At 59.7% G+C, this 19,396-nt stretch carries 10 protein-coding genes; 8 read left to right on the top strand and 2 right to left on the bottom strand.

What is annotated here, in order from left to right; genetic code table 11:
• Positions 1–495: 495 nt before the first annotated feature.
• Positions 496–5,925, top strand: coding sequence for a tetratricopeptide repeat protein (locus ABX749_RS01895; protein WP_372894524.1), 5,430 nt, complete (start codon positions 496–498; stop codon positions 5,923–5,925).
• A 28-nt stretch (positions 5,926–5,953) separates the two neighbouring features.
• Here the strand turns inward: ABX749_RS01895 and ABX749_RS01890 are convergent, their stop codons facing one another.
• Complete coding sequence (locus tag ABX749_RS01890; RefSeq protein ID WP_372894523.1) at positions 5,954–7,006, bottom strand: hypothetical protein; 1,053 nt, start codon at positions 7,004–7,006, stop codon at positions 5,954–5,956.
• Between the two features lie 264 nt (positions 7,007–7,270).
• On the opposite strand from ABX749_RS01890, the gene ABX749_RS01885 reads away from it, so the two are divergent.
• The 3 genes from ABX749_RS01885 to ABX749_RS01875 all read left to right on the top strand — a co-directional run bounded on the left by ABX749_RS01885 (position 7,271) and on the right by ABX749_RS01875 (position 10,893).
• Positions 7,271–8,590 (top strand): hypothetical protein, encoded by a 1,320-nt coding sequence (locus ABX749_RS01885; RefSeq protein ID WP_145211510.1) that lies wholly within the window; start codon positions 7,271–7,273, stop codon positions 8,588–8,590.
• A gap of 127 nt (positions 8,591–8,717) precedes the next feature.
• Entirely contained in the window at positions 8,718–9,503 is a 786-nt protein-coding gene (locus tag ABX749_RS01880; protein WP_372894522.1) for a hypothetical protein, read from the top strand.
• A 160-nt stretch (positions 9,504–9,663) separates the two neighbouring features.
• Positions 9,664–10,893, top strand: coding sequence for a DUF11 domain-containing protein (locus ABX749_RS01875; protein WP_372894521.1), 1,230 nt, complete (start codon positions 9,664–9,666; stop codon positions 10,891–10,893).
• A 445-nt stretch (positions 10,894–11,338) separates the two neighbouring features.
• On the opposite strand, the gene ABX749_RS01870 is transcribed toward ABX749_RS01875, so the two are convergent.
• Positions 11,339–11,851 carry a CAP domain-containing protein gene (locus ABX749_RS01870; protein ID WP_372894520.1) on the bottom strand — a complete coding sequence of 171 codons (513 nt, stop codon included), beginning with the start codon at positions 11,849–11,851 and terminating at the stop codon, positions 11,339–11,341.
• Positions 11,852–12,127: 276 nt separating this feature from the next.
• Here ABX749_RS01870 and ABX749_RS01865 point away from each other — a divergent pair, with 276 nt between their 5' ends.
• The 4 genes from ABX749_RS01865 (at position 12,128) to ABX749_RS01850 (ending at position 19,313) form a co-directional block, all read left to right on the top strand.
• Positions 12,128–13,552, top strand: coding sequence for a hypothetical protein (locus ABX749_RS01865; protein ID WP_372894519.1), 1,425 nt, complete (start codon positions 12,128–12,130; stop codon positions 13,550–13,552).
• 148 nt (positions 13,553–13,700) lie between these two features.
• Positions 13,701–14,093: a globin domain-containing protein gene (locus tag ABX749_RS01860; RefSeq protein WP_372894518.1), complete on the top strand. Its 393-nt coding sequence runs from the start codon at positions 13,701–13,703 to the stop codon at positions 14,091–14,093.
• A gap of 71 nt (positions 14,094–14,164) precedes the next feature.
• Complete coding sequence (locus ABX749_RS01855; RefSeq protein ID WP_372894517.1) at positions 14,165–14,863, top strand: MBL fold metallo-hydrolase; 699 nt, start codon at positions 14,165–14,167, stop codon at positions 14,861–14,863.
• A gap of 301 nt (positions 14,864–15,164) precedes the next feature.
• Positions 15,165–19,313, top strand: coding sequence for a calcium-binding protein (locus tag ABX749_RS01850; protein ID WP_372894516.1), 4,149 nt, complete (start codon positions 15,165–15,167; stop codon positions 19,311–19,313).
• Positions 19,314–19,396: the final 83 nt, after the last annotated feature.

The raw sequence follows: 19,396 nt of genomic DNA, 5'->3' as shown, positions 1-19,396 counted from the left end.
CCGCCGACGCAGCGACGACGCAAGTGATTGCACGGTTGAGTGAATTCGCAACGCAGCGCAACGATCAGGCCGCCCTGTCGGTGCTGTCCGGGCTCATTCGCGGCGAAACCCCCGCCGCCCGCTGACCGGTTTGCCGACTGGATCAGCCGTTTGGCGCGAGCCTACGGGCTTTGTTGTGTTTGTGTCGTCGTTGGGGCCCGTACGCTCGCGCGATACGGCTCATCCCACGTGCGATCCGATTCAACCAACAAACCGCGAAGCGTCCCATCCCAGCACGTGGCGTCAGCCAGTGGCGCGTGACGGCACCGCATCGCCAACACGCCGCACGCTCACGCGTCCCGCTGACACCCAGCACGTGGCGTCAGCCAGTGGCGAGTGACGGCACCGCATCGCCAACGCGCCGCTCGCTTACGCGTCCCGCTAACACCCAGCACGTGGCGTCAGCCAGTGACGCGTGATCTTGGTACGATGGATCGGTACAATCGTTGATGGCGTATGGGTACCGATGTCAACGCGGCACTGTTCGGAGAGTGGTTTTCCACGACGATGACGCAACACAATCGCTCTCGATCCCACTTGCCACGCCGCATGGTGTCGCTCGTCTGTTTGCTAACGATCGGGGGCGTTGCCTTGACCGATCGAAGCGGTGTCCTGGCACAACGCCCAGCCGCCGAGTCCGACCAGGCGATCGAGCGATTCACCGAGGTCCTGCTGCGGCGACCGAGACCGGGAATTGCGCTCGATCGCGTGTACAGCCACCATCTCCAAAATCGCACGCTGGACGATTTCCTTCGATCGCTTGATGCCGCCGAGTCGGCCGAGCGTGCCGGGGAGCATCAAATGGTGCTCGGGCTGATTCAGCTCCGTCGCGGTCTGTACGGCAAGGCGATCGTGGCGCTGGGCAAGGCGGAACGTTGGCTGGAACAGGATGCCATGGCCAGCTTTCAATTGGCAGCGGCATTGCGTGCGACGGGAAAGACCGACGAAGCGATTGAGGCGATGCAGCGTTCACTCGATCGCGGCCCCAGACGCGTCGATGCGGTGGAGATCTATCTGCAACTTGGTCGACTGCATGCTCAATCGGGCAATCAATCGAAAGCGATCCAAACGTGGAAACAACTCGAACAACAGTTTCCCGGTGATCAATCGATCGCTGAACGGGTCGCCCGACAATTGGTTGACGAAAGGCTGTACGAACCGGCTTTGGAACAATACACCCAATTGGCTCGGGGAGCGAAGAACGCCGAACAGAAGATTCGCATTCAAATCCAAACGGCGGAACTGCAGCGCCTGCTCGATCGCGCCGACGAGGCGAACGAACAATTGAAATCCTTGTTATTGCGTCTCCGTCCGGGCAGCTGGCTGTATCGCGATGTCCGCGATCGTCTGGAGGCAGGACTACTCCACGATGGTTCATTCGATGCACTGATCGAGTTTTATTCCGCGGAGGTGCAACGGTTGCCCGATGATCTGTCCTTGCGGATTCGCTTGGGTCAGATCCAAACGCTCGCCGGACGTTCGGATTTGGCCCGAAAAACGATGCTGACCGCCGTCGAAAAAGCGCCGGGCGACATCTCCGCCCGTCTGGCATTGATCGATGTCTTGGACCGCGCCGATCGTCCGGCAGATACATCGCCGCACTTCGAAGCCCTCGTTCGTCTCGACCCCAACAATCCCGATCACTTCATTCGCTGGGGCCGACTGCTGTTGCGTGACGTGGACAGAGAACTGCACGCACGACGTGATGCCGCCGCTGGCGTCTGGGAACGGCTGTTGAGTTTACGGCCCGAGGATCCGGTGCTGCACGTCCGCGTTGCCAAACTGCTGTCCGGCATTGGTCGTACCGACCAGGCCATTTCTCTGTACCGCAAGGCAGTCGAGCTAGCCCCCGATTCCACGCAATACCGCGAATACCTGGGCGAGCAACTTCATACGCTCAAGCGGGTGGATGAAGCCATCGAGGTTTGGCAATCAATCGCGACGGGTCCGCGTCGGAATCGCGAGTCGTTGATTCGGTTGGCCGAGATTTTTGCATCGTTCAAGTTCAACTCTCAATCACTCGAAGCGTGGCGCGAGGCGGCTTCATTTGATCTGACCTTCAATCAACGGCTCCGCTACGCCCGGGCGTTGATGGACGCAAACGCCTATCGACAGGCCATCGCACAGCTGGAAACGGCAGAGTCGATTGCGGAAACGCGAGACGAGCGTCAACAGGTGCTTCGCGACCAAATCACGGCCTACATCGAAGCCGGAACCCTGAGACAAGTGATCGCACAAACGGCCAATCAAGAAGCCTCGATCAAGAACCGTTTGCTGTTGGCGCATCTGTACCTTGCCGACAACCAACTTTCCCGCGCCGCTGAGACAATCCGAGACGCCTTCGATCAAGCCCCCGACGACGTCGAAACGCTACTTATCGCAGCGGAGATCGCCCAACGGCAGCAGCGGCGAATGGACGCGATCAAGTATTACGAGCGATTGACGGAACTGGACGCTCGGTTCCAAACGGAATACCTGCGTCGGATCTTGACCTTGCAAAACGAAATCGGCGATCTGGAACAAGCGGCTCAGACCGCCGTCGCCTTGATCCGCGTCGCTCCGGGTGCCGCAGATTCCTATCGAATCTTTGCTGAGCTGGCGTTCGCCCTCCGGCGCGACGAAGAAGCGGTCGCGGCCCTGCGAAACGCAATTGATCTAGCACCGCGTGACAATCTGCACCGCTTGATGTTGGCCAAACACTACGCCGATCGGTTTCAGACCGACCCGGCGATCCTGCTGTATTGGGAAGCGATCGAGATGGAACGCGACTGGGATCGCCGTCAGGAACTGATGCAAATGATGGTTCCGCTGTATGAGCGGCGGGGAGAATCGAATCAGCTGCTCAGACGATTGGAACAGTTTTTGTTGACGACCAAGGACCGCTACCACGCACAGCGAATGGTCGCATCGTTTTGGCAATCGATCGAAAACTTCAAGCGTGCGAGTTTTCTGTTGCGGCAATTGGTAGATCAGCAACCCGACGATCAGGATTTGATCCGGCAAACCGTCACCTGTCTGATGGCGATGTCCGATTTTGAGACCGCCGTGGAGTATCAGCGTCAATTGATCGACCTGGCAGGCACGCCGGACGACTATGATTTGTTGGGGGAACTGCAGGCCAAGCTTGGCAAGTTGAAGCAGTTCGAATTAAGTGCCAGCGAACTGGCCCACACAACCGATCCGCAACGCGCCATGACCCTCATCGCGCGAACGGCCGACCAAAGTTTCGACAAGGCGATCGAACTGTGCCGCATCGCAGGCGAGCATCAAACGGCGTGGTGGGGAATCAAATGTGTGGAGTCGCAGTTACTATTCTTGACCGCTCGCGACGCCGATGACGCTCGGCTTGCCAAAGCGATTCGCTTGGCCGGCGAGATCGACGCCCTGGACGCCCAGTTCGACCTGCCTCCGCCCTGCCAAGCCACGCAAGCGTCCGGCAGGGGCCTGTCCGGCAACTACACGATTCGTCTCACTCCGCGAGTCAGACGTTCCGGCACCGCCAAATTGAGCACGTACACGGTGTCGAAACGCAACTTCACGCTTTTCCTAAGCAACTTCCTTGGCAAAGCGGACTCCGCCAATGCCGCCCGCGTTCCGGCCGGTACCCCCGCGCGACCCGCCCCACGGGACTATCTGATCCCCGAGGACTACTATCAGGCCCGTTGGATCAGTCGCGCGATCGTGGTGCTCGGCCGTAGCAAACAAAACACACGCGACGGCAACCCGCAATCGGTTCACGATCTGATCGATGCAATGTTCCCGATGCCGCCGCCGGATCAGATCAAGGACCCGCGCCAGTTGGAAGAATTGCTGGCGCTTTATGGTTTGGAACGATCGCTCAGTCGCACGGCGATCCGTCCCCCCGAGTCATTGTTTTGGCGAATGGCAGAAGTCGCCCCGGCAGACGAGCACCCGGAATGGCGATCGATCTTGGAAGCCAGGACGAAGCGGATGAGGGTCGAGGGAGATGGATCGTCGAGGCGTCTCAAGTCGCTCGACGACCACCAACTGGGGATCCTGGCCAAGGTTGTTGCGGCCAGACGGGAAGTGATGCTTGTCGGCAACCTATCGCCCGAGCAGATCGGGCAAGAACTTGAATTGCATCGTTTCATGATCCGTGAGTATCGGCAAGCTGGAAAGGAAATGCCGACGCCCCATCACGACGCGGCGGCTCCCCCACTGAATCGTTTGGTGGTTGCCATCGCGGACGTCCAGGTTGCGCTTTGGCAAAACGACCTGCCCCGTGCCGACGAACTTGTCGCCCGATTGCCCGACATCGCACGTCGCGACCGGCAACTCGATTTGTTGAAGAACATGCAGTCCAACAAAGTCAAAACCTGGCTCTTCTCACCCGCGTTGCCTTCGGAAATAGAGTTTCGACGGCGGCATCGGACGGTGCTTTTGGATACGTGGTTGGCCCACTGCACACGTCGAAACACGCTGAAACAAAATGCGCTGACCGGCAACGAGTTTGTGCGTCAATATGCAACTGACGCGACCCGACAGGTGACAACGTCGATGACCTCGATGAGTTTCACCTTCTCGCGAAACCAACGGCACACAACGCTTGCCAGGCAATTGATCGACGACTATCTGATGCGAGGTTTTCTGCAACTGGCAATCGACGGCGACCCTCAGCGTTTCAGCCCCGTCCCGGATTCTCAGTCGGATGGCTGGATGATGGGCCTTGAGCGTGATTTGCCCGATGCGACGGAACAAGAACTGAAACTGCGCAAGTTGGTTGCGGCGTATGCAGCATGGTGGAATCGACGCCCCGCTGATTGCTACAGAAAGTTGTTAGGGCTTTGCCAAACTTATCCCAACGACGTCGACCTGCAAATCGAATTGGCGCGTTTCGAAATTGAAACCACCAAAGCCGACCAGGGGTTTGCGCGGCTAAACAATGTCGAAACGAGCGACGACCTGTCGACGCAGAAACTCGAATTGGCGAAGTTTTATCTGGCGACACGGATCGGCGCCATTGCATCGGCCCGTGATGCTGCCGATCAATTCCTGGAATTGCAACTCAACCACTCCACTCGCACGGCATTTGAAAGACTATTGGCGGAACAAGGATTGGGCGGCCGACCGAATCTGGCGGTCGCGACTCGTCGACGCGTCACCTCACCAGTGACGCCCTCGCTGCGACAAGACGATTTGTATCAACTGCGGATCGCCCAATCACTTCTGATGGACGGAAACCAGGTCACGGCCGCGGAGGTCGCGTTTTCGATCATCCAAGGTCACGTGTCCAATGGAAAGATTTTGCGATCCGCGGTGTCTCACCAAGCCATGGAGATCCTGATCCGTGCCGGTCGGATTGACCAACTGATTTCGCTGTTCGAGCGGCGGGTCGGTACTGCCCCCACCCCCGACGCGCCGATCCCGGAAGGCTTCGTTGACACAGTGGCAGCGTTGTACCAGCGCGCCGGCCAAGGCGACAAAGCGATCCAGCTTTGGAAACAGGCCATCGACCAGGAAAAGTTGACGCCCGAATTGACCCTCGCACGAGCCGACAAACTCTTATCAGAGCGAAAGTATCATCAAGCCGCGATCACCTACCTGTTCGCATTTGAGCAAGCCCCCGGACTGTGGAAATCACACTGGAGTGCATTTGTCCAGTCGGCCGAAATGTCGAAAGATCCCTCAGTGATCTACACGCGACTGTTGCCGATGGACGTCAGCCCGCATTCGTTGTTTTCACTCTGCAATGTCATCGGCATCCGCTCCGGCGACGCCTTCAACGAGAGTCAACGAGCGTTCACCAGACATGTGATCCAAACGCATCCGGACGTCCCCAAGAAACTCTCGCTGTTGAAGCAATTCATCCCGGAATCCGAGCGGTCGAATTTTCCCCGATTGGTCGAACTGTTGCAGCGGGATTAAAGAGCGAGCGGGTGAGCCGTTGGATGATTCAGCGGTACCGTTCGCGTTCCTTGGCGCTGACTCGGATATTGAATCGGTCTTCGTAGCGGCCGGTTTCGTTGACGAAATCGATCTCGGTGTCCTGGTTCTCGAAGCGGAACCGTTGAATCGGGGGAGGGGCGACGGGGCGAATCGAATAGAATTCCAGCAACGAGATCATTTGGCGTTTTTTGAGCGTCGACCGCAGTTCGCCTTGGGGGGCGTCGGACGTGGCAATCGGGTCGCTGAAGTGCTCGATTCGAACCGGCAGGCCTTTGCCGAAGTTAATTTCGGGGTCGTCGTCTTGGGCGATGGCCACGTTGACGCGTGTGGGAAACAGTGCCGGCAATTCGGCTCCGTCGACGATCGCGGTGATTTCGTCGCGTCGACTTTGTTTCAGCGTGCCGATGACGACCAATAGCGACCGTCCGGCGAGCGAGCTTTTGCCGAGTTTCAAGTCAAAGTCTCGGCGAATGCTATCAAGCATTTCGCAGGGTCCCCCGACCATCATGCTAGGTTTGATCCGGTTGTTTCTGCGTAGCGTCCGGGCTCCTTCGTCCAACCATCCGACATCAACGCGGCTGAGGGAGATGACGCCGGCGACCTCGGTGCGGGTCCAAGCCAGGCGTCCGTCGCTGATTTGTTGCAGACGATGTTTTCCGGTGCCATCGTGCATTTCGATCTGAAAAGAAAATTGTCCGGTTCCGCCACCGACCTGCAGATAGGTGCCGACGCCGAGCACTTCGCGTCCGGCGGTTCGAACACGTTGGCGGATTTTACAATCGAAGGCGGCACCATTGGCCAGACGATCGATGACTTGATCGATCAATGCGGCGGCACGCTGCTGGTCGGCGGCGCTGTCCGCCGAGCCATCGCCGGTATTTTCTACAGCATTTCCAGCGGGCGGTGGGCTTGGATCGGGCGCCGGCGGGTGTGTCGTCTGTCCGGTCATTGGCGGCTCGGCTTGGGCCGGTTGTCCACCGAGCGGCTGATTGAAAAGCACCGCGACGAGGACACAACCGAAGGCGAATAGGCACAGTGGGGGCGTGAAACGGAGTTTCACGGGGCCTTTCGGCTGCTGGCGGTCGTGTCGATCGATCTTCATGGTCGGGTTATGGCGATTTTTCCAAAGAATCAGGACGCAACGTGCCGATGGGTTTATCACGTGGCCGTCCTGTCCGTTGCGTGGCGCGAATCGTAGATGCGATTCGGGTCACACGTCCAGGCAGATCGTGCACGAGAAACTACCTTTGATTTTTCAGCCCAGGCGGGGACCGACCCGCAAACCGCATTCGAGCGCGGTGCTACCCAAGGAATGGGGGAAAAGATGAAACGATTCGTCACTCACTTGTCGCTGATTGCGGCTGGTGCGATGGTCGCGACCGGATGCGTACCGACTCGCCACAATTTACCACCGGCTCAACAAATGATGGAGCCCGGTCCTGGAGTCGGAGGCCCCGGCCCCGGCGTCTTGGGACCACCACCGTACGCCGGTGCCATGGCTGCTCCGGCCGGATCCTGCAACACGATTGCGGCCAACAAGGTTCCGACGGAAGTCCCGTCGGAGCTCGCCGCCGCAGGCCGAGATTTAAGCCAGAGCGAAATCCAACAAGTCGGATTCGTTGACGGCATGCATGCCGGCGGTGCCGCCTGCGGATGCAACGCCGGATCCAGCGGAACGATCGTCGGCGGAGCCGGCATGGGCGGCATGATGGTCGCCGCGCCGATCAATCAAGCCGTTCAAGTCACCTTCGGTCGCCCCGAAGGCATGCAGGTTCGCTACGACCAAACCGGCAGCGGCATGTTCGACAGCGAACCGTTGATCGTCCCCGCCCGCCAAAACTTTCCCCAAGGTGGTTTGTTCCGCATCAAGCTGACGAACATCCCGGGACGTGAAGGCGTGGAACTGTACCCGACGATCGAATTGGCCTATGCCAATCCGCGCACCGGCGCTTACCTTGCCCACAACTCGATTCCGCTTCAATTCGACGAAGAGGATTTCGACCAAGTGGTCACCGGTAATTTTGTGACCAAGGTGCTGTACCTGCCCGATCCGGATTTCCAAGGTCCTGCTTTGGCGGGAATTGATACCCTGGTGAGCACGCGGCTGGATCCGGGCGTGGATCCGATCGTCGAAGCCGACCGACGCGGTTCGATCCTGGCGATCATCCGACTCGGTGACAAAGATATCGAAATGCCCGGATCGGGCGGCATGGGACTGGGAATGTCTCCGCCGATCGCCGGACTGCCCGCACCCTTCGCCCCGGCGTCGACGAGCGGCTGTGGCCCCGATGGCGGTGCCTGTTCGATGACTCCGCCGCAACTGCCGGGCATGATCGCCGGCGTCAACGCACCCCAGTACGGCATGCCGATCAGCGGCACACCGATCGGGTTGCCCGGACCGCCGCACATTCCGTTGGGAGCCCCCGCGGGATTGAAGAAGCACGTGATGCGGAACCGCACCCCGATGCATATTCCCCAGCCCGTCGAAACGATGCGAACGACCGTTCGGCATCAGCCCGGCTACAGCTATCCCAACCCGGTCAGCCGAGTGCGGATCACCGAGCAGAACATCCACCCGGGTGCACCTGCGGGACGTCCCCTGTTGCCGGGAAGTCAGCCAGTCGATCCGAATTGCCAACCCTGATCGCAGGGACCGCATGACGAAGGGCTGAAGAGGTAACTGTTGAAAGCACGTGGCGTCGGCATCTGATTTTCGGATGACCGACGCCCACGTTTGAGTGGACCCCATGATGCAAACCAGGCCGAGATCCATGCATACCAGGCCCAGAACCGCCGCGATCACGATCGACGTGGCCGAATCGAGCAACCGAGCTGAGGCGTTGGTTTGCATGTTCGTCCTTGCCTTGCTGATCACCTTGCTCAGCAACGTCGCGTTCAATCGTGTCGCCGCAGCGGTCGAACCGCTCGATACCAGCGGGCGACATCCGCTGTACTACAAATCACTGCCGCCGGGTGCGGTTTGGCAAAGTCCGGCTGCGGTCTCAATGCAGCAGGGCACGTTCCAACCGGTCGCCTTCTCGGGACCCGCCGGCACCAAGTTCTCCTTGCCACTGGCGGGCAGCCACAGCGAAGAGGAACCGGATCTGATGGCCGGCCTGATGGTCGGTGCGGTGTACCGTTTTCGCATCACCGGCATCCCCGACGCCATCGGCGCCGAACTCTATCCGACGGTCGAACTGATCGGGCGCATCTATCCGCCACGCGGACTCGAAACGCTGTACCCGATCCCGATCAACCTGAGCGAATCGGACTTGCAGGAAGCGCTCGACGGCAATTTGGTCACCAGGGTCGTTTACCTGGAAGACCCACAAACGGCCATCCCGCTTGCCCAGCAACGCACCGAGTCGCGTCCGATCGATATCCCATTGGACCAAGATGCACTCGCGACGGCCGATTCGTTCGGCCGCCCCGTCGCGATCGTACGCCTGGGATCCAAGTCGCCGCCGCGGAACCCGGCACTGAGCTCCCAGTTCTACTTCGGCTTTCCCGCTTGGGCGCCGATTTACAAGCCAGAACCCATGCCTGAAACACCTTGATCGCGTCGGCAGCACGAAAACCACGCATCTGGACCGTGCCGCTGAGCGACAAGCTTTGTTCCCGATACACCTTCAACTGCAACCGACCATGTTTCACTGCTTTGCATCTTGCCGATCTTTCTGTCGGGGCACGTTCGCGGCAGGGACACTGCTGGGAACGATGGTGGTCCTTGTCGGTTGCCAGTCGCCGGCGGTGACCAACGGATTGCGGTTGCCGGGAACACCGAACTTGCCAGGCATGCATCAGACACCCACGCCGAAGCTGACTCCCGGCGGTCACACGCCTGCGGTTCCCGGAGTGAAGACCGCTGCAGCGATCCAACCGGAACCAAACGAAATCGCACAGGTCGGCTACTTCGGTCGATTGAGTGATCGCGCCGGCGATCAAGCCGGGGCCTGCCAAGGATGCATCCAAAGCACCGACGCCGGATCATGCCAAACCTGGGCGCCCGCGACTCCCGTCATGGCGATGGGCCAGCCCTACGATCCGCAAGAGTTTTTGTGCAACGGCGGGGACACACCGCCCGAAGCCCGCGTGATGGTCAATGACCACGTGGGCGGGCTCGATCCCCAAGATGCCGTGGTGCATTACACGACCGAGGCGGGTGACATCGCGGTCCAAGCGAGCAATCCCGTCTGTCTGTACTCACCCCGCTTCGGCGCGATTCGGCAAGTCAGCGGCGCGGTCGCCGGCGAGAAAGCCGTCGGCCTGCGTGGCACCTTTCAACCGGTCGGTCCCAACGGAATTGGTTTGACGCAACCGAGCTTGGTGGTCGGCGAGTCCTTGGAACTGGCCCGTGCGGACGTCGCACGACGCGTCGACGCGATGCGCGATCGCAATCGCGGTGTTCCGGTCGAAGGCATCGTGCAACCACTGCTGGCCGAAGACGCCTTGGAAATCCTGGCGACACTCGATGCCGTTTCGTTGAATCGTTTGGATGAATCGCAAATCGCCATCCTGAAACAAGGCGCCGTCGCGGCCCAATCGTGGATGATCCGCGATGCCGTGGAAGTGATGATCGAAAGCATCACGCCGCCCGTGCTGACACGTGATGCCAAGGTCGAAGGATTCGTCCGATACGATTTCCCGGACGCCGGTCGCCTGGAAATCATGAAGGTCGCCGACAAGGCTCACGCACAGCAGGGCGACGAAGTCAGCTTCGCCATCCATGTCCGCAACGTCGGTGACTCTGCAGTCAGCCACATCGAAATCGCGGACAGCCTGGTCGGACGGCTGGAGTATATCGAAGACTCCCAGCACTGCGATCGCCAAGCCGAGTTCACGACCAAGGGCAACGCCGCCGGTTCGGTGCGGATGCAATGGACGCTGGCCGATCCCCTGGCCGTCGGCGAAACAGCCACGATCGAATTCAAGTGCCGCGTGCGGTAGCACGCAACGATTGGTGTTGTCCCGCCATCACTATTTGACTGCGTGGGGCATGCGGACAAGTCAATCGATTGGAGGATCGACCACCCGCTGCTGGCGGAATCGCGATCGCACGGTCAATTGGAAAAGTACTTTGGCTGTTGGTTGGCGTTCGGCTGCAGCGGTTGCCCGGTAGGGGCCCCGCTGGACACAGCGGTAGTGGAACCACCGCCGGTCGTGATTGCCGGCCCGGGCAGGCTCACGCCCGTATTTAAGCGTCGTTTCCTCTAGGGAGGGCCCGTAGGCTCGCGCCAAACGGCTGATCATCGTTTGACATCAGCCGGTTCGCGCCAGCGTCCGGGCCTTAACTTAGCGGTATTGGGATGAAGCCGGCACGCCATCGAAGTGCTTTTTGATGGTCTGGACTTCATCGCTTTTCAATTGCTCGTCCGTTCCCGGCACCACTGACTCAGTGCACTCGGCCGCACTTGGGGCAGCGTTTGGAGGTGGAATCGGCGACCCGCGATGCCACACGCGACGCGACCGCCCGCAACGGGTTGGGGGTCAAGTGCGCCGTCTTGATGATCGGGTAGCGATTGGGATCGATCAACGCTCGGCCGCTTCCGCCTCGCCCGACAAAGACCATGTAACGCTCGCCGTCGGCGCCGATCGCCACCCCGGCTCCGGCGTAACGGAAATCGCATTCGGTCGCACAGGTCAGCCAACCCCACGTCGCAGTTGCTTCCCCACAACCCTCGGTCCAACCGGCCGGAACCGAGGGGCCTTGATGTCCGTTCTTCAGTCCCCGTGCGGCGCGGTACTCCGCTTTGCGTTTGGCAAACTCGGTCATCGCGGGGTCTTCGATGAATGAGGGTAACCCGGCAGCACGGCGCCACGCATTGACTTCATCAAAGGCGCCACCCTGGGCGACGGCAACGGAAGACACGGCAAAGACAACGAGAAGAATCAAACGTGATTTCATCAATACAATCCCTTTTCATCGTTCGGGCGACAAGCGTCCATGGAAACGACGGTCGGCGAACGAGAGCCGACCGTCAGCAGCACACCGCCACCGGTGGCCGCGAAGAAACCTAACGCTTCTGCCCTCGTCGACAACCCCGGCCGAAGGGCTGATGCGACACGTCAGGGCGGGTGACGGACAAGCGAACAGACGCGTTTGGCCAAGGGGACCGACAGGCGTGCTATATTCTTGACCACCAGAAACGCCCCTCCGCCGATGCGACTTCCACACCCCCGCATGAACACCTCGTCCGACATGATCCGTTGTCTCGTTTCCCGCCCAGTCCTGCTGATCGGTATTCTGCTGGGCACTGTCATGCCGTTGACGGCGCAGTCTCCACCGTACGACGTGTTCCCCGATGTGGAGCCGCCCTATTACCGAGTCCGCTACGATGCCGCGGAGACGTCCGACGCCCAGAAGCCTGATGACCCGACGTCCACCGAGTTAATTTTCCCGGTCAGCTACACGATTTGGATTCCACCGGGCGTGAAGACGTTGCGGGGCGTCGTCGTGCACCAACACGGATGCGGCGAAGGTTCGTGCAAATCGGGACTGACCGGTGCCTTTGATTTGCACTGGCAGGCGCTCGCTAGAAAACATGACTGCGCGCTGTTGGCTCCGGCCTACGAACAACCGCAGGAAGCAGACTGTCAGATGTGGTGCGATCCCCGCAACGGATCGGCGACCACGTTTGAACAATCGCTGGTCGACCTTGGCAGGCAATCGGGGCACCCGGAACTCGCGTCGGCACCGTTGGCGCTGTGGGGACACAGCGGCGGTGGTCACTGGTGCGGCGGCATGGTGATGATCCGGCCGAATCGGATCGTGGCGGCGTGGCTACGCTCGGGCGTTCCGCTGCGGGCCCCCAACCCCGATCGCCCCGGTATCAAACCACACACATTGCCCGAGGCTGCGTTGGGTGTGCCGATGATGTGCAATCCCGGTACGAAAGAAGGCGTGACGGTGAAGGACGGACGGTTCGCGAAGGTCTGGCCTGCGAACCTGGAGTTTTTTGAAACGGTTCGCGGTCGCGGCGGGTTGCTCGGGATCGCGATCGATCCCTTGACCGCACATGAATGCGGCAATCAGCGCTACCTGGCAATCCCGTGGCTGGATCGATGCCTGGAACGTCGGTTGCCGATGGAACCGGGCGGTGCCTTGCGTCCCATGCCCACCGACTCAGCCTGGCTGGCCAAGCCGACCGACACGACCGCTGTCGCGGCGGAGGACTTTGACGGCGACCCGCTGCAAGCCATCTGGCTGCCCGACGAGACGATCGCGACGTTGTGGATGCAGTACCGCAAGGACACCCGGGTTGCGGATCCCTCACCACCGCCGCCGCCGAAGTCGGTTCAGCTTCAGGGCAACCGTTTGCGCTGGCGGGCGGAAGCCGATTTGCAAAGCGGGATCGAGAAGTTCATTATCCTTCGCAACGGCAAGCCACTAGCCGAAGTGCCAACCGAAGTGACGAACCGATTCGGTCGCCCGATCTTTCAAGGCTTGCAATACAGCGACACACCCACGCAACCGTTGGTGCAAATGGAATTCGTCGACCAAACGGCAGAGCGAGGCGTCGACCACGGCTACTCCGTTGTCACGGTCAACACCGTCGGCCTGAAATCGAAACCGACCCAAGCCGGCCCGGCGCTCGACGGCGATTGAATGCTGGTAGTCGGCGCAGCTGGGCCGGCTCAGTCCGCCCTGCCCGAGCAGTCCGCCCAACGCAGCCCACCCGGCCCGGATCGACCCACCACCGGGCGCGACGTGCTAGAATGTCGGATCTACTTTTTAAATTCAGTTAGGTCCAGCCGTGGAACTTGACGAGAGCGTCGAAGCGATTCTGAGCGATGAATCCAACGCACTGGATGGGTTTTACGAGCGGCTGTTTCAGCGCTATCCCGAGTTTAAATACTTCTTCGCCGGTGCCAACGTCAAACGCCAAACGGCGATGTTGACCATGGCGTTGCTAGCCGTCAAGCAATACCCGGCGCTGCGTCGTTCCTCCAAGGACTACCTGGAAGTGCTCGGAACGAAGCATCACGGGCTCGGGATCGCCAACGATTTGTTCCCGAAATTTGTCGAGGTGCTGGTCGAAACAATTGCCGAATTCCACGGCAACGACTGGAACGCGGCACTGGACAAACAGTGGACCGATGCATTGAACTATGCCGCGGCGATCATGCATCAGTCGCCCCACGAATAAGTCTTCCGCGTGGCGTCCGCGTCGTCGTCTTGATCTTCCACTGAAACGCCCTGAACCAAAGCACGTCAACCATGACCGACTCCGACCAGCCCGATGCCGCGCCGCAACCCCGTTTCCGAGTCAGCATCGTGCCGGTCACGCCACTGCAACAAAACTGTTCGATCATCTGGTCGACTGAAACGAAACAGGCCGCCATCGTTGATCCCGGCGGCGACGCCGAGCTCATCATCGGGGCCGTCGAAGAACTCGGCGTCGATGTCTCGGCGATCTGGCTGACACACGGCCACATCGATCATGTCGGGGCCGCCGGTCCATTGAAAAAGAAGTTCGGCGTCCCGATCATCGGCCCCAACGCCAAGGATCAGTTCTTGCTCGATTCGATCGAAACCGATTGTGGCAAGTACGGCATCGTGGGCGGGACGAACGTGACCCCCGACCGCTATTTGAACGAAGGCGACAAAGTCGAGCTTGCGGGAATCGAATTTGACGTGTACGAGTGCCCGGGGCATACCCCCGGGCACATTGTGTTGGTTCAGCCCGACGACGCCTTTGCCTTCGTCGGTGACGTGTTGTTCTGCGGCTCGGTGGGACGCACCGATTTCCCCTACGGCAGCACCGATGACCTGATCGAATCGATCGTTCAAAAACTGTGGCCGCTGGGCAAGCAGATCCAGTTCCTGCCCGGCCACGGACCGGTGTCCACCTTCGGCCAAGAGCGTCTCAACAACGCCTTCGTCGCCGACTCGGTGCTGGGCATCGACGAAGACTAGCGTTCAATCTGAAAAGATGCCACGGCCGGTGTCCCGGCAATCGAGCTCATTTTTCGGGATCGGGCCGACGGAATCCTTGCGATTCAGACCGCGACTTCACCCGCTGATTTGCGGTCTAAAAACGCCCATGGAGAAAAGTTCAGGGGTTTTCTGTAACGGGATGGGTGGCTGCGCATATGTGCCGATGAGAGCAGGAATTTTCTGTTCGCGGCGTTAAGGGATCCCCAGCAAATTGACGCAGGATCCCACGTCCAGCCCCATTCGCACCCATACAGACCACCGATCCATCAAGGAACACCCGATGCTGACTCCCAAACGACGCGACAAACGGAATCGACGCCCACGCAAGATGCTGATCCAGAAGCTGGCAAACCGGCAAATGTTTGCAGCCGATCTGGGTGTGATCGACGAAGGTCTCCAATCGGACCTGTTCGACTCGCTTCAACAGCAAGTCAACGAGCGGGTGCTTACGACCGAAGCGCCGTTGATCGGCAGCCAACTCGCGGGCCAAGGTTCGAAAGGCCAATTCATCACGCAGCTCAAGCAAGAATTGGCGGACGTCGAACTGGAATCGGGTGCGACGGTGGAGGAAACCAAGACGGCTCTTCAAGCGGCGCTCAACGGCATGATCGCCGAAACGGGAATCACGGTGACGCAGAGTGACGACGGCGGCGAAGTCCGATTCAAGATTCCTGTCGAGATGACGTTGCAAGACTACTTGGATCTCGATCTCGGGCTCGGCGACGATTCGGTGGTCGACGTCTTGCTCGACAACGATGACGCGGTCGACACGAAACTGACCGTACGATTCGATCTCGAATTCGGCGTCCGCGAACTTGCCGGCGGCGACACCGAGTTTTTCGTCGTGACCAGCGGCGCCGATGAAATCACCATCAACGTCGACGCCCAACTCAATGAAACCATGGGCCATGGCGAATTCGGACCGGCACGTGGAAAGATAGGGGTCTTTATCGGCGAGTTTCAATCACACGATGGGAATTCGCACTTCAAGGGCACTTACACGATCGACATCACCGATCCCAGCAAAGACGGTTTCTTGGTGACCGACGAGTTCGGCGATGTCGGCGTGTCCGGGACGCTCACCGGGGACGGCGTCGTCACCCTTGATGCCGAGGGAAGTTTCCTGCCGACCATCGAAGGGCTGGGCAGCGATTCGATGTTCAACCTCGCGGTCACGAATCTGGTCGAAGTGAAGTACACCCTGCGTGAGGCGACGACATCTGGCGAAAACACCGCTGAACAGTCGGACGTCGCGATCGAGTACAAGCACATGCGTCTCGATTTGGGAACGCTCTACCGAAACTTCATCGATCCGATCCTTTCCGGCATTCGCGATGTCATCATGCCCGTCAAGCCGATCGTCGATCTGCTGACCGATCCGATTCCCGGACTGGGATCGTTTACGGATCTGACGTTCCTCGATGTCGCACGCAAAGCGGCCCAGGCGAATCGCAATGCTGATGATCGTCGCGAGGCCTTGCGCAAGATCGATCGCGCCGAGTCGGTGCTTAGCCTGATGAATCGGATCTTGGACTACAAGACGCCGGGTACCGAAGACTTGAATGACACGACACGCGGCCTTGGAAACGTCAAAGCCTCGTTCGACTATCAATTCGGCAAGCAGGAAGACGAAGACAAACGTAGCAAACTAGATCAATTGAAGAATATCACGACGGAGCAGAAGTCCGCGACAAAGACGAAGACCTCGTTCGAGACCGAATTCGAAGGCGACCTGCGTCTGCCGATTCTTTCCGAGTCGCAGACGCTCGTCGACCTGCTCCGCGGTGACGCGTCCACCACACTGTTCCAAGCCGATTTGAATTTTGACCTGACGGCGATCAAGTACGAATACACCGCGCCGATCGCCGCGTTGGCCTTTCTTGCCAACGGCGAGTTCCAATTCGAACTCGGCGCGGGGTTGGATCTCGGATTCGGTGTTGATGCTCAAGGAATCTACGACTACTCCAACGCCTTGGACTTCACCGATCGAGAGACATTCGAAGAGAGCGGGAAGCAGAACGAACATTTCCTGGATCGAGGATTCTATGTCGATGACAACAATCAGTACGGCGCGACCGATGGTGACGTTAGCCGGATTCGCAGTCAAAAGAAGGACCTGCCCGAAGTTTACTTTCGTGCCAAAGCTTCGGTCGGGGGATCGCTGGGGCCTGACTGGAAAGTCCTGACGGCAAAGGCGGGGATTCTCGGAACGATGTCGATCGACGTCAATCTGGACCTGAACGATCTTCCCGACACGCTGCCCACCGATCAGTGGACGGATCCTTTCACCCCGACGCGTCCCCAAAATGAAAAGGATTGGACCTACGACGGACACGTTCGCTTCGACGAATTGCAAGAGATCGTCGACTACAACCCTGCGTCGATCGTCAACGCGTCGGGCCAATTGCTCGTCGGCGTGGATGCCATCGCCAAGGTGTCGATCGTCGGCTTCGACCTGCTCGATTGGAAGTCGACTCTCGCCGAGGTTTCTTTGGTCGACTTCGACATCTCGACGCCGGACGACAAAGACATTCTGGCGAAGACACAGACAGAAGCCACGCTCGGGGCGATCGATGAGAACGGAAACCTGGTCGTTCACGCCGGCGAGACCGCCGGTTTACGCAAAGGGATCACGCACACGAAACAGGGAACCGCCGCAGACGAGAATTTCCGGGTGCGGTCGCTTGGCGAGACCGACCAGGGGCATCGCGTCCAGGTCATCTACTGGTTCGTTGATACAAGCGGCGTGCGACGTTCCTATAGCCAAACCTTCGAAGGTGTGCAGTCGCTCGAACTCGACGCCGGCAGCGGAAATGACGAATTATTGGCTGCCCCCGGGATGACGTTGCCGCTGAACTTCAACGGCGGCGACGGCAATGACATCATCGTCGGCGGCAAGGCAGGCGACACCTTACTCGGTGGCAACGGGAATGACGAAATCCGTGGCGGCGGCGGCAACGATGCGATCGATGGCGGAAACGGAAATGACCAATTGATGGGCGGAACCGGAAACGATGCGATCCGCGGCGGCAATGGAAATGACAACATCATGGGCGAGGAAGGCAATGATGAAGTCTGGGGCGACCATGGTGAAGACAAAATTCGCGGCGGTCAAGGTTCCGACACGTTGCATGGCGGCGAACATCGAGACGTCATTTACGGGGACGAAGGTTCGGACAACCTCTTCGGCGATGGCGGCGACGACTGGCTGCATGGCGATTCCATCGCAAACTACATCTTCATGACCGCGACAAGCAAGGGCGCCGGCAACGACACCATCGACGGCGGCAGCGGCAAAGACAAGGTGATGGGCGGATTCGGCAACGATCGGCTCTACGGCGGAAGTGATGCTGACTTGATCTACGGTGAGGCCGGCCACGATTACATCAATGGTGGTTCGGGCGCCGACGAATTGTTCGGTGACTTCAGCGATATCGACAACGTGCTCAAGATCTTTCAGGCCGGTCATGACACGATCGAAGGTGGCAGCGGAAATGATGTCTTACGCGGCGGATTCGGAAACGACACCCTTCGCGGCGGCGACCACAACGACACGCTCTGGGGGCAAGATGGTGGCGACACGCTCGAAGGCGATGCGGGCAACGACGTGCTTTACGGTGACCACTACATCAGTCTGACCGGCGGCAACGACCGACTCTTTGGAGGCACCGGCAATGACAAACTGTACGCCGACCTGGGTGACGATTACTTGGACGGTGGCTCGGGATCGGATCACGTCCGTGGCGGACGAGGAAACGACACCGCGCGTGGCGGCAGCGGCAATGACAACGTCGACGGCGGCTGGGGCAACGACGTGATCTATGGTGACTCCGGAAATGATCACCTCAGCGGCGACCTCGGCAATGATCGTATTCACGGCGGAAGCGGCAACGACTACGTCCACGGAGGATGGGGACATGACACGCTCTACGGCGATGCCGGACACGACAAAATCTACGGCGACCTCGGCAACGACACGTTGCGTGGCGGTGACCACAACGACCTCGTCGATGGCGGATGGGGACACGATCGCCTGTACGGCGACCGAGGACACGATCGCATCCTCGGAAGCTTAGGAAACGATTACATGTCCGGTGGATCCGGCAACGATTACCTCCACGGCGGATGGGGGAACGACAAGATGTATGGTGGGTCGGGACGTGACAAAATCTATGGCGACCTGGGCCGCGACTACATGCGGGGCGGGTCCGGCAACGATCACCTCGATGGCGGGATGGGAAAAGATTCGCTCTACGGTGATAGCGGAAACGACTATCTCGACGGCGGGCGTCTGCTCGGAGGCCGAGATTGGTCCAGCGATTACCTCAATGGAGGCAGCGGCTACGACACCTTGAAGGTCCACCGCTACTGGTGGTTCGGCTGGAAAAACGAAGACCGCTACACCGGCGGAGAACGCATCCGGCACTAGTATTCCGTGTCAGCTAAATCTTCGGGTAGTGGACGAGGCGACGAGTCCTCTGCAGTCGGCCTATTGGCAAGGCCCCGTCGCCT

This window comes from Stieleria sp., assembly GCF_041595215.1.
GTDB classification, from domain to species: domain Bacteria; phylum Planctomycetota; class Planctomycetia; order Pirellulales; family Pirellulaceae; genus Stieleria; species Stieleria magnilauensis.
Note: the sequence above shows the minus strand (reverse complement) of the source record. Positions and strands in the feature narration are given on the sequence as shown.

What these genes read in the sequence shown, in the direction of transcription:
- ABX749_RS01865 (WP_372894519.1), top strand. Translation starts at nt 12,128, where the DNA reads ATGAACACCTCGTCCGACATGATCCGTTGTCTCGTTTCCCGCCCAGTC.
- ABX749_RS01855 (WP_372894517.1), top strand. Translation starts at nt 14,165, where the DNA reads ATGACCGACTCCGACCAGCCCGATGCCGCGCCGCAACCCCGTTTCCGA.
- ABX749_RS01885 (WP_145211510.1), top strand. Translation starts at nt 7,271, where the DNA reads ATGAAACGATTCGTCACTCACTTGTCGCTGATTGCGGCTGGTGCGATG.
- ABX749_RS01880 (WP_372894522.1), top strand. Translation starts at nt 8,718, where the DNA reads ATGCATACCAGGCCCAGAACCGCCGCGATCACGATCGACGTGGCCGAA.
- ABX749_RS01870 (WP_372894520.1), bottom strand. Translation starts at nt 11,851, where the DNA reads ATGAAATCACGTTTGATTCTTCTCGTTGTCTTTGCCGTGTCTTCCGTT.
- ABX749_RS01850 (WP_372894516.1), top strand. Translation starts at nt 15,165, where the DNA reads ATGCTGACTCCCAAACGACGCGACAAACGGAATCGACGCCCACGCAAG.
- ABX749_RS01895 (WP_372894524.1), top strand. Translation starts at nt 496, where the DNA reads ATGGGTACCGATGTCAACGCGGCACTGTTCGGAGAGTGGTTTTCCACG.
- ABX749_RS01875 (WP_372894521.1), top strand. Translation starts at nt 9,664, where the DNA reads ATGGTGGTCCTTGTCGGTTGCCAGTCGCCGGCGGTGACCAACGGATTG.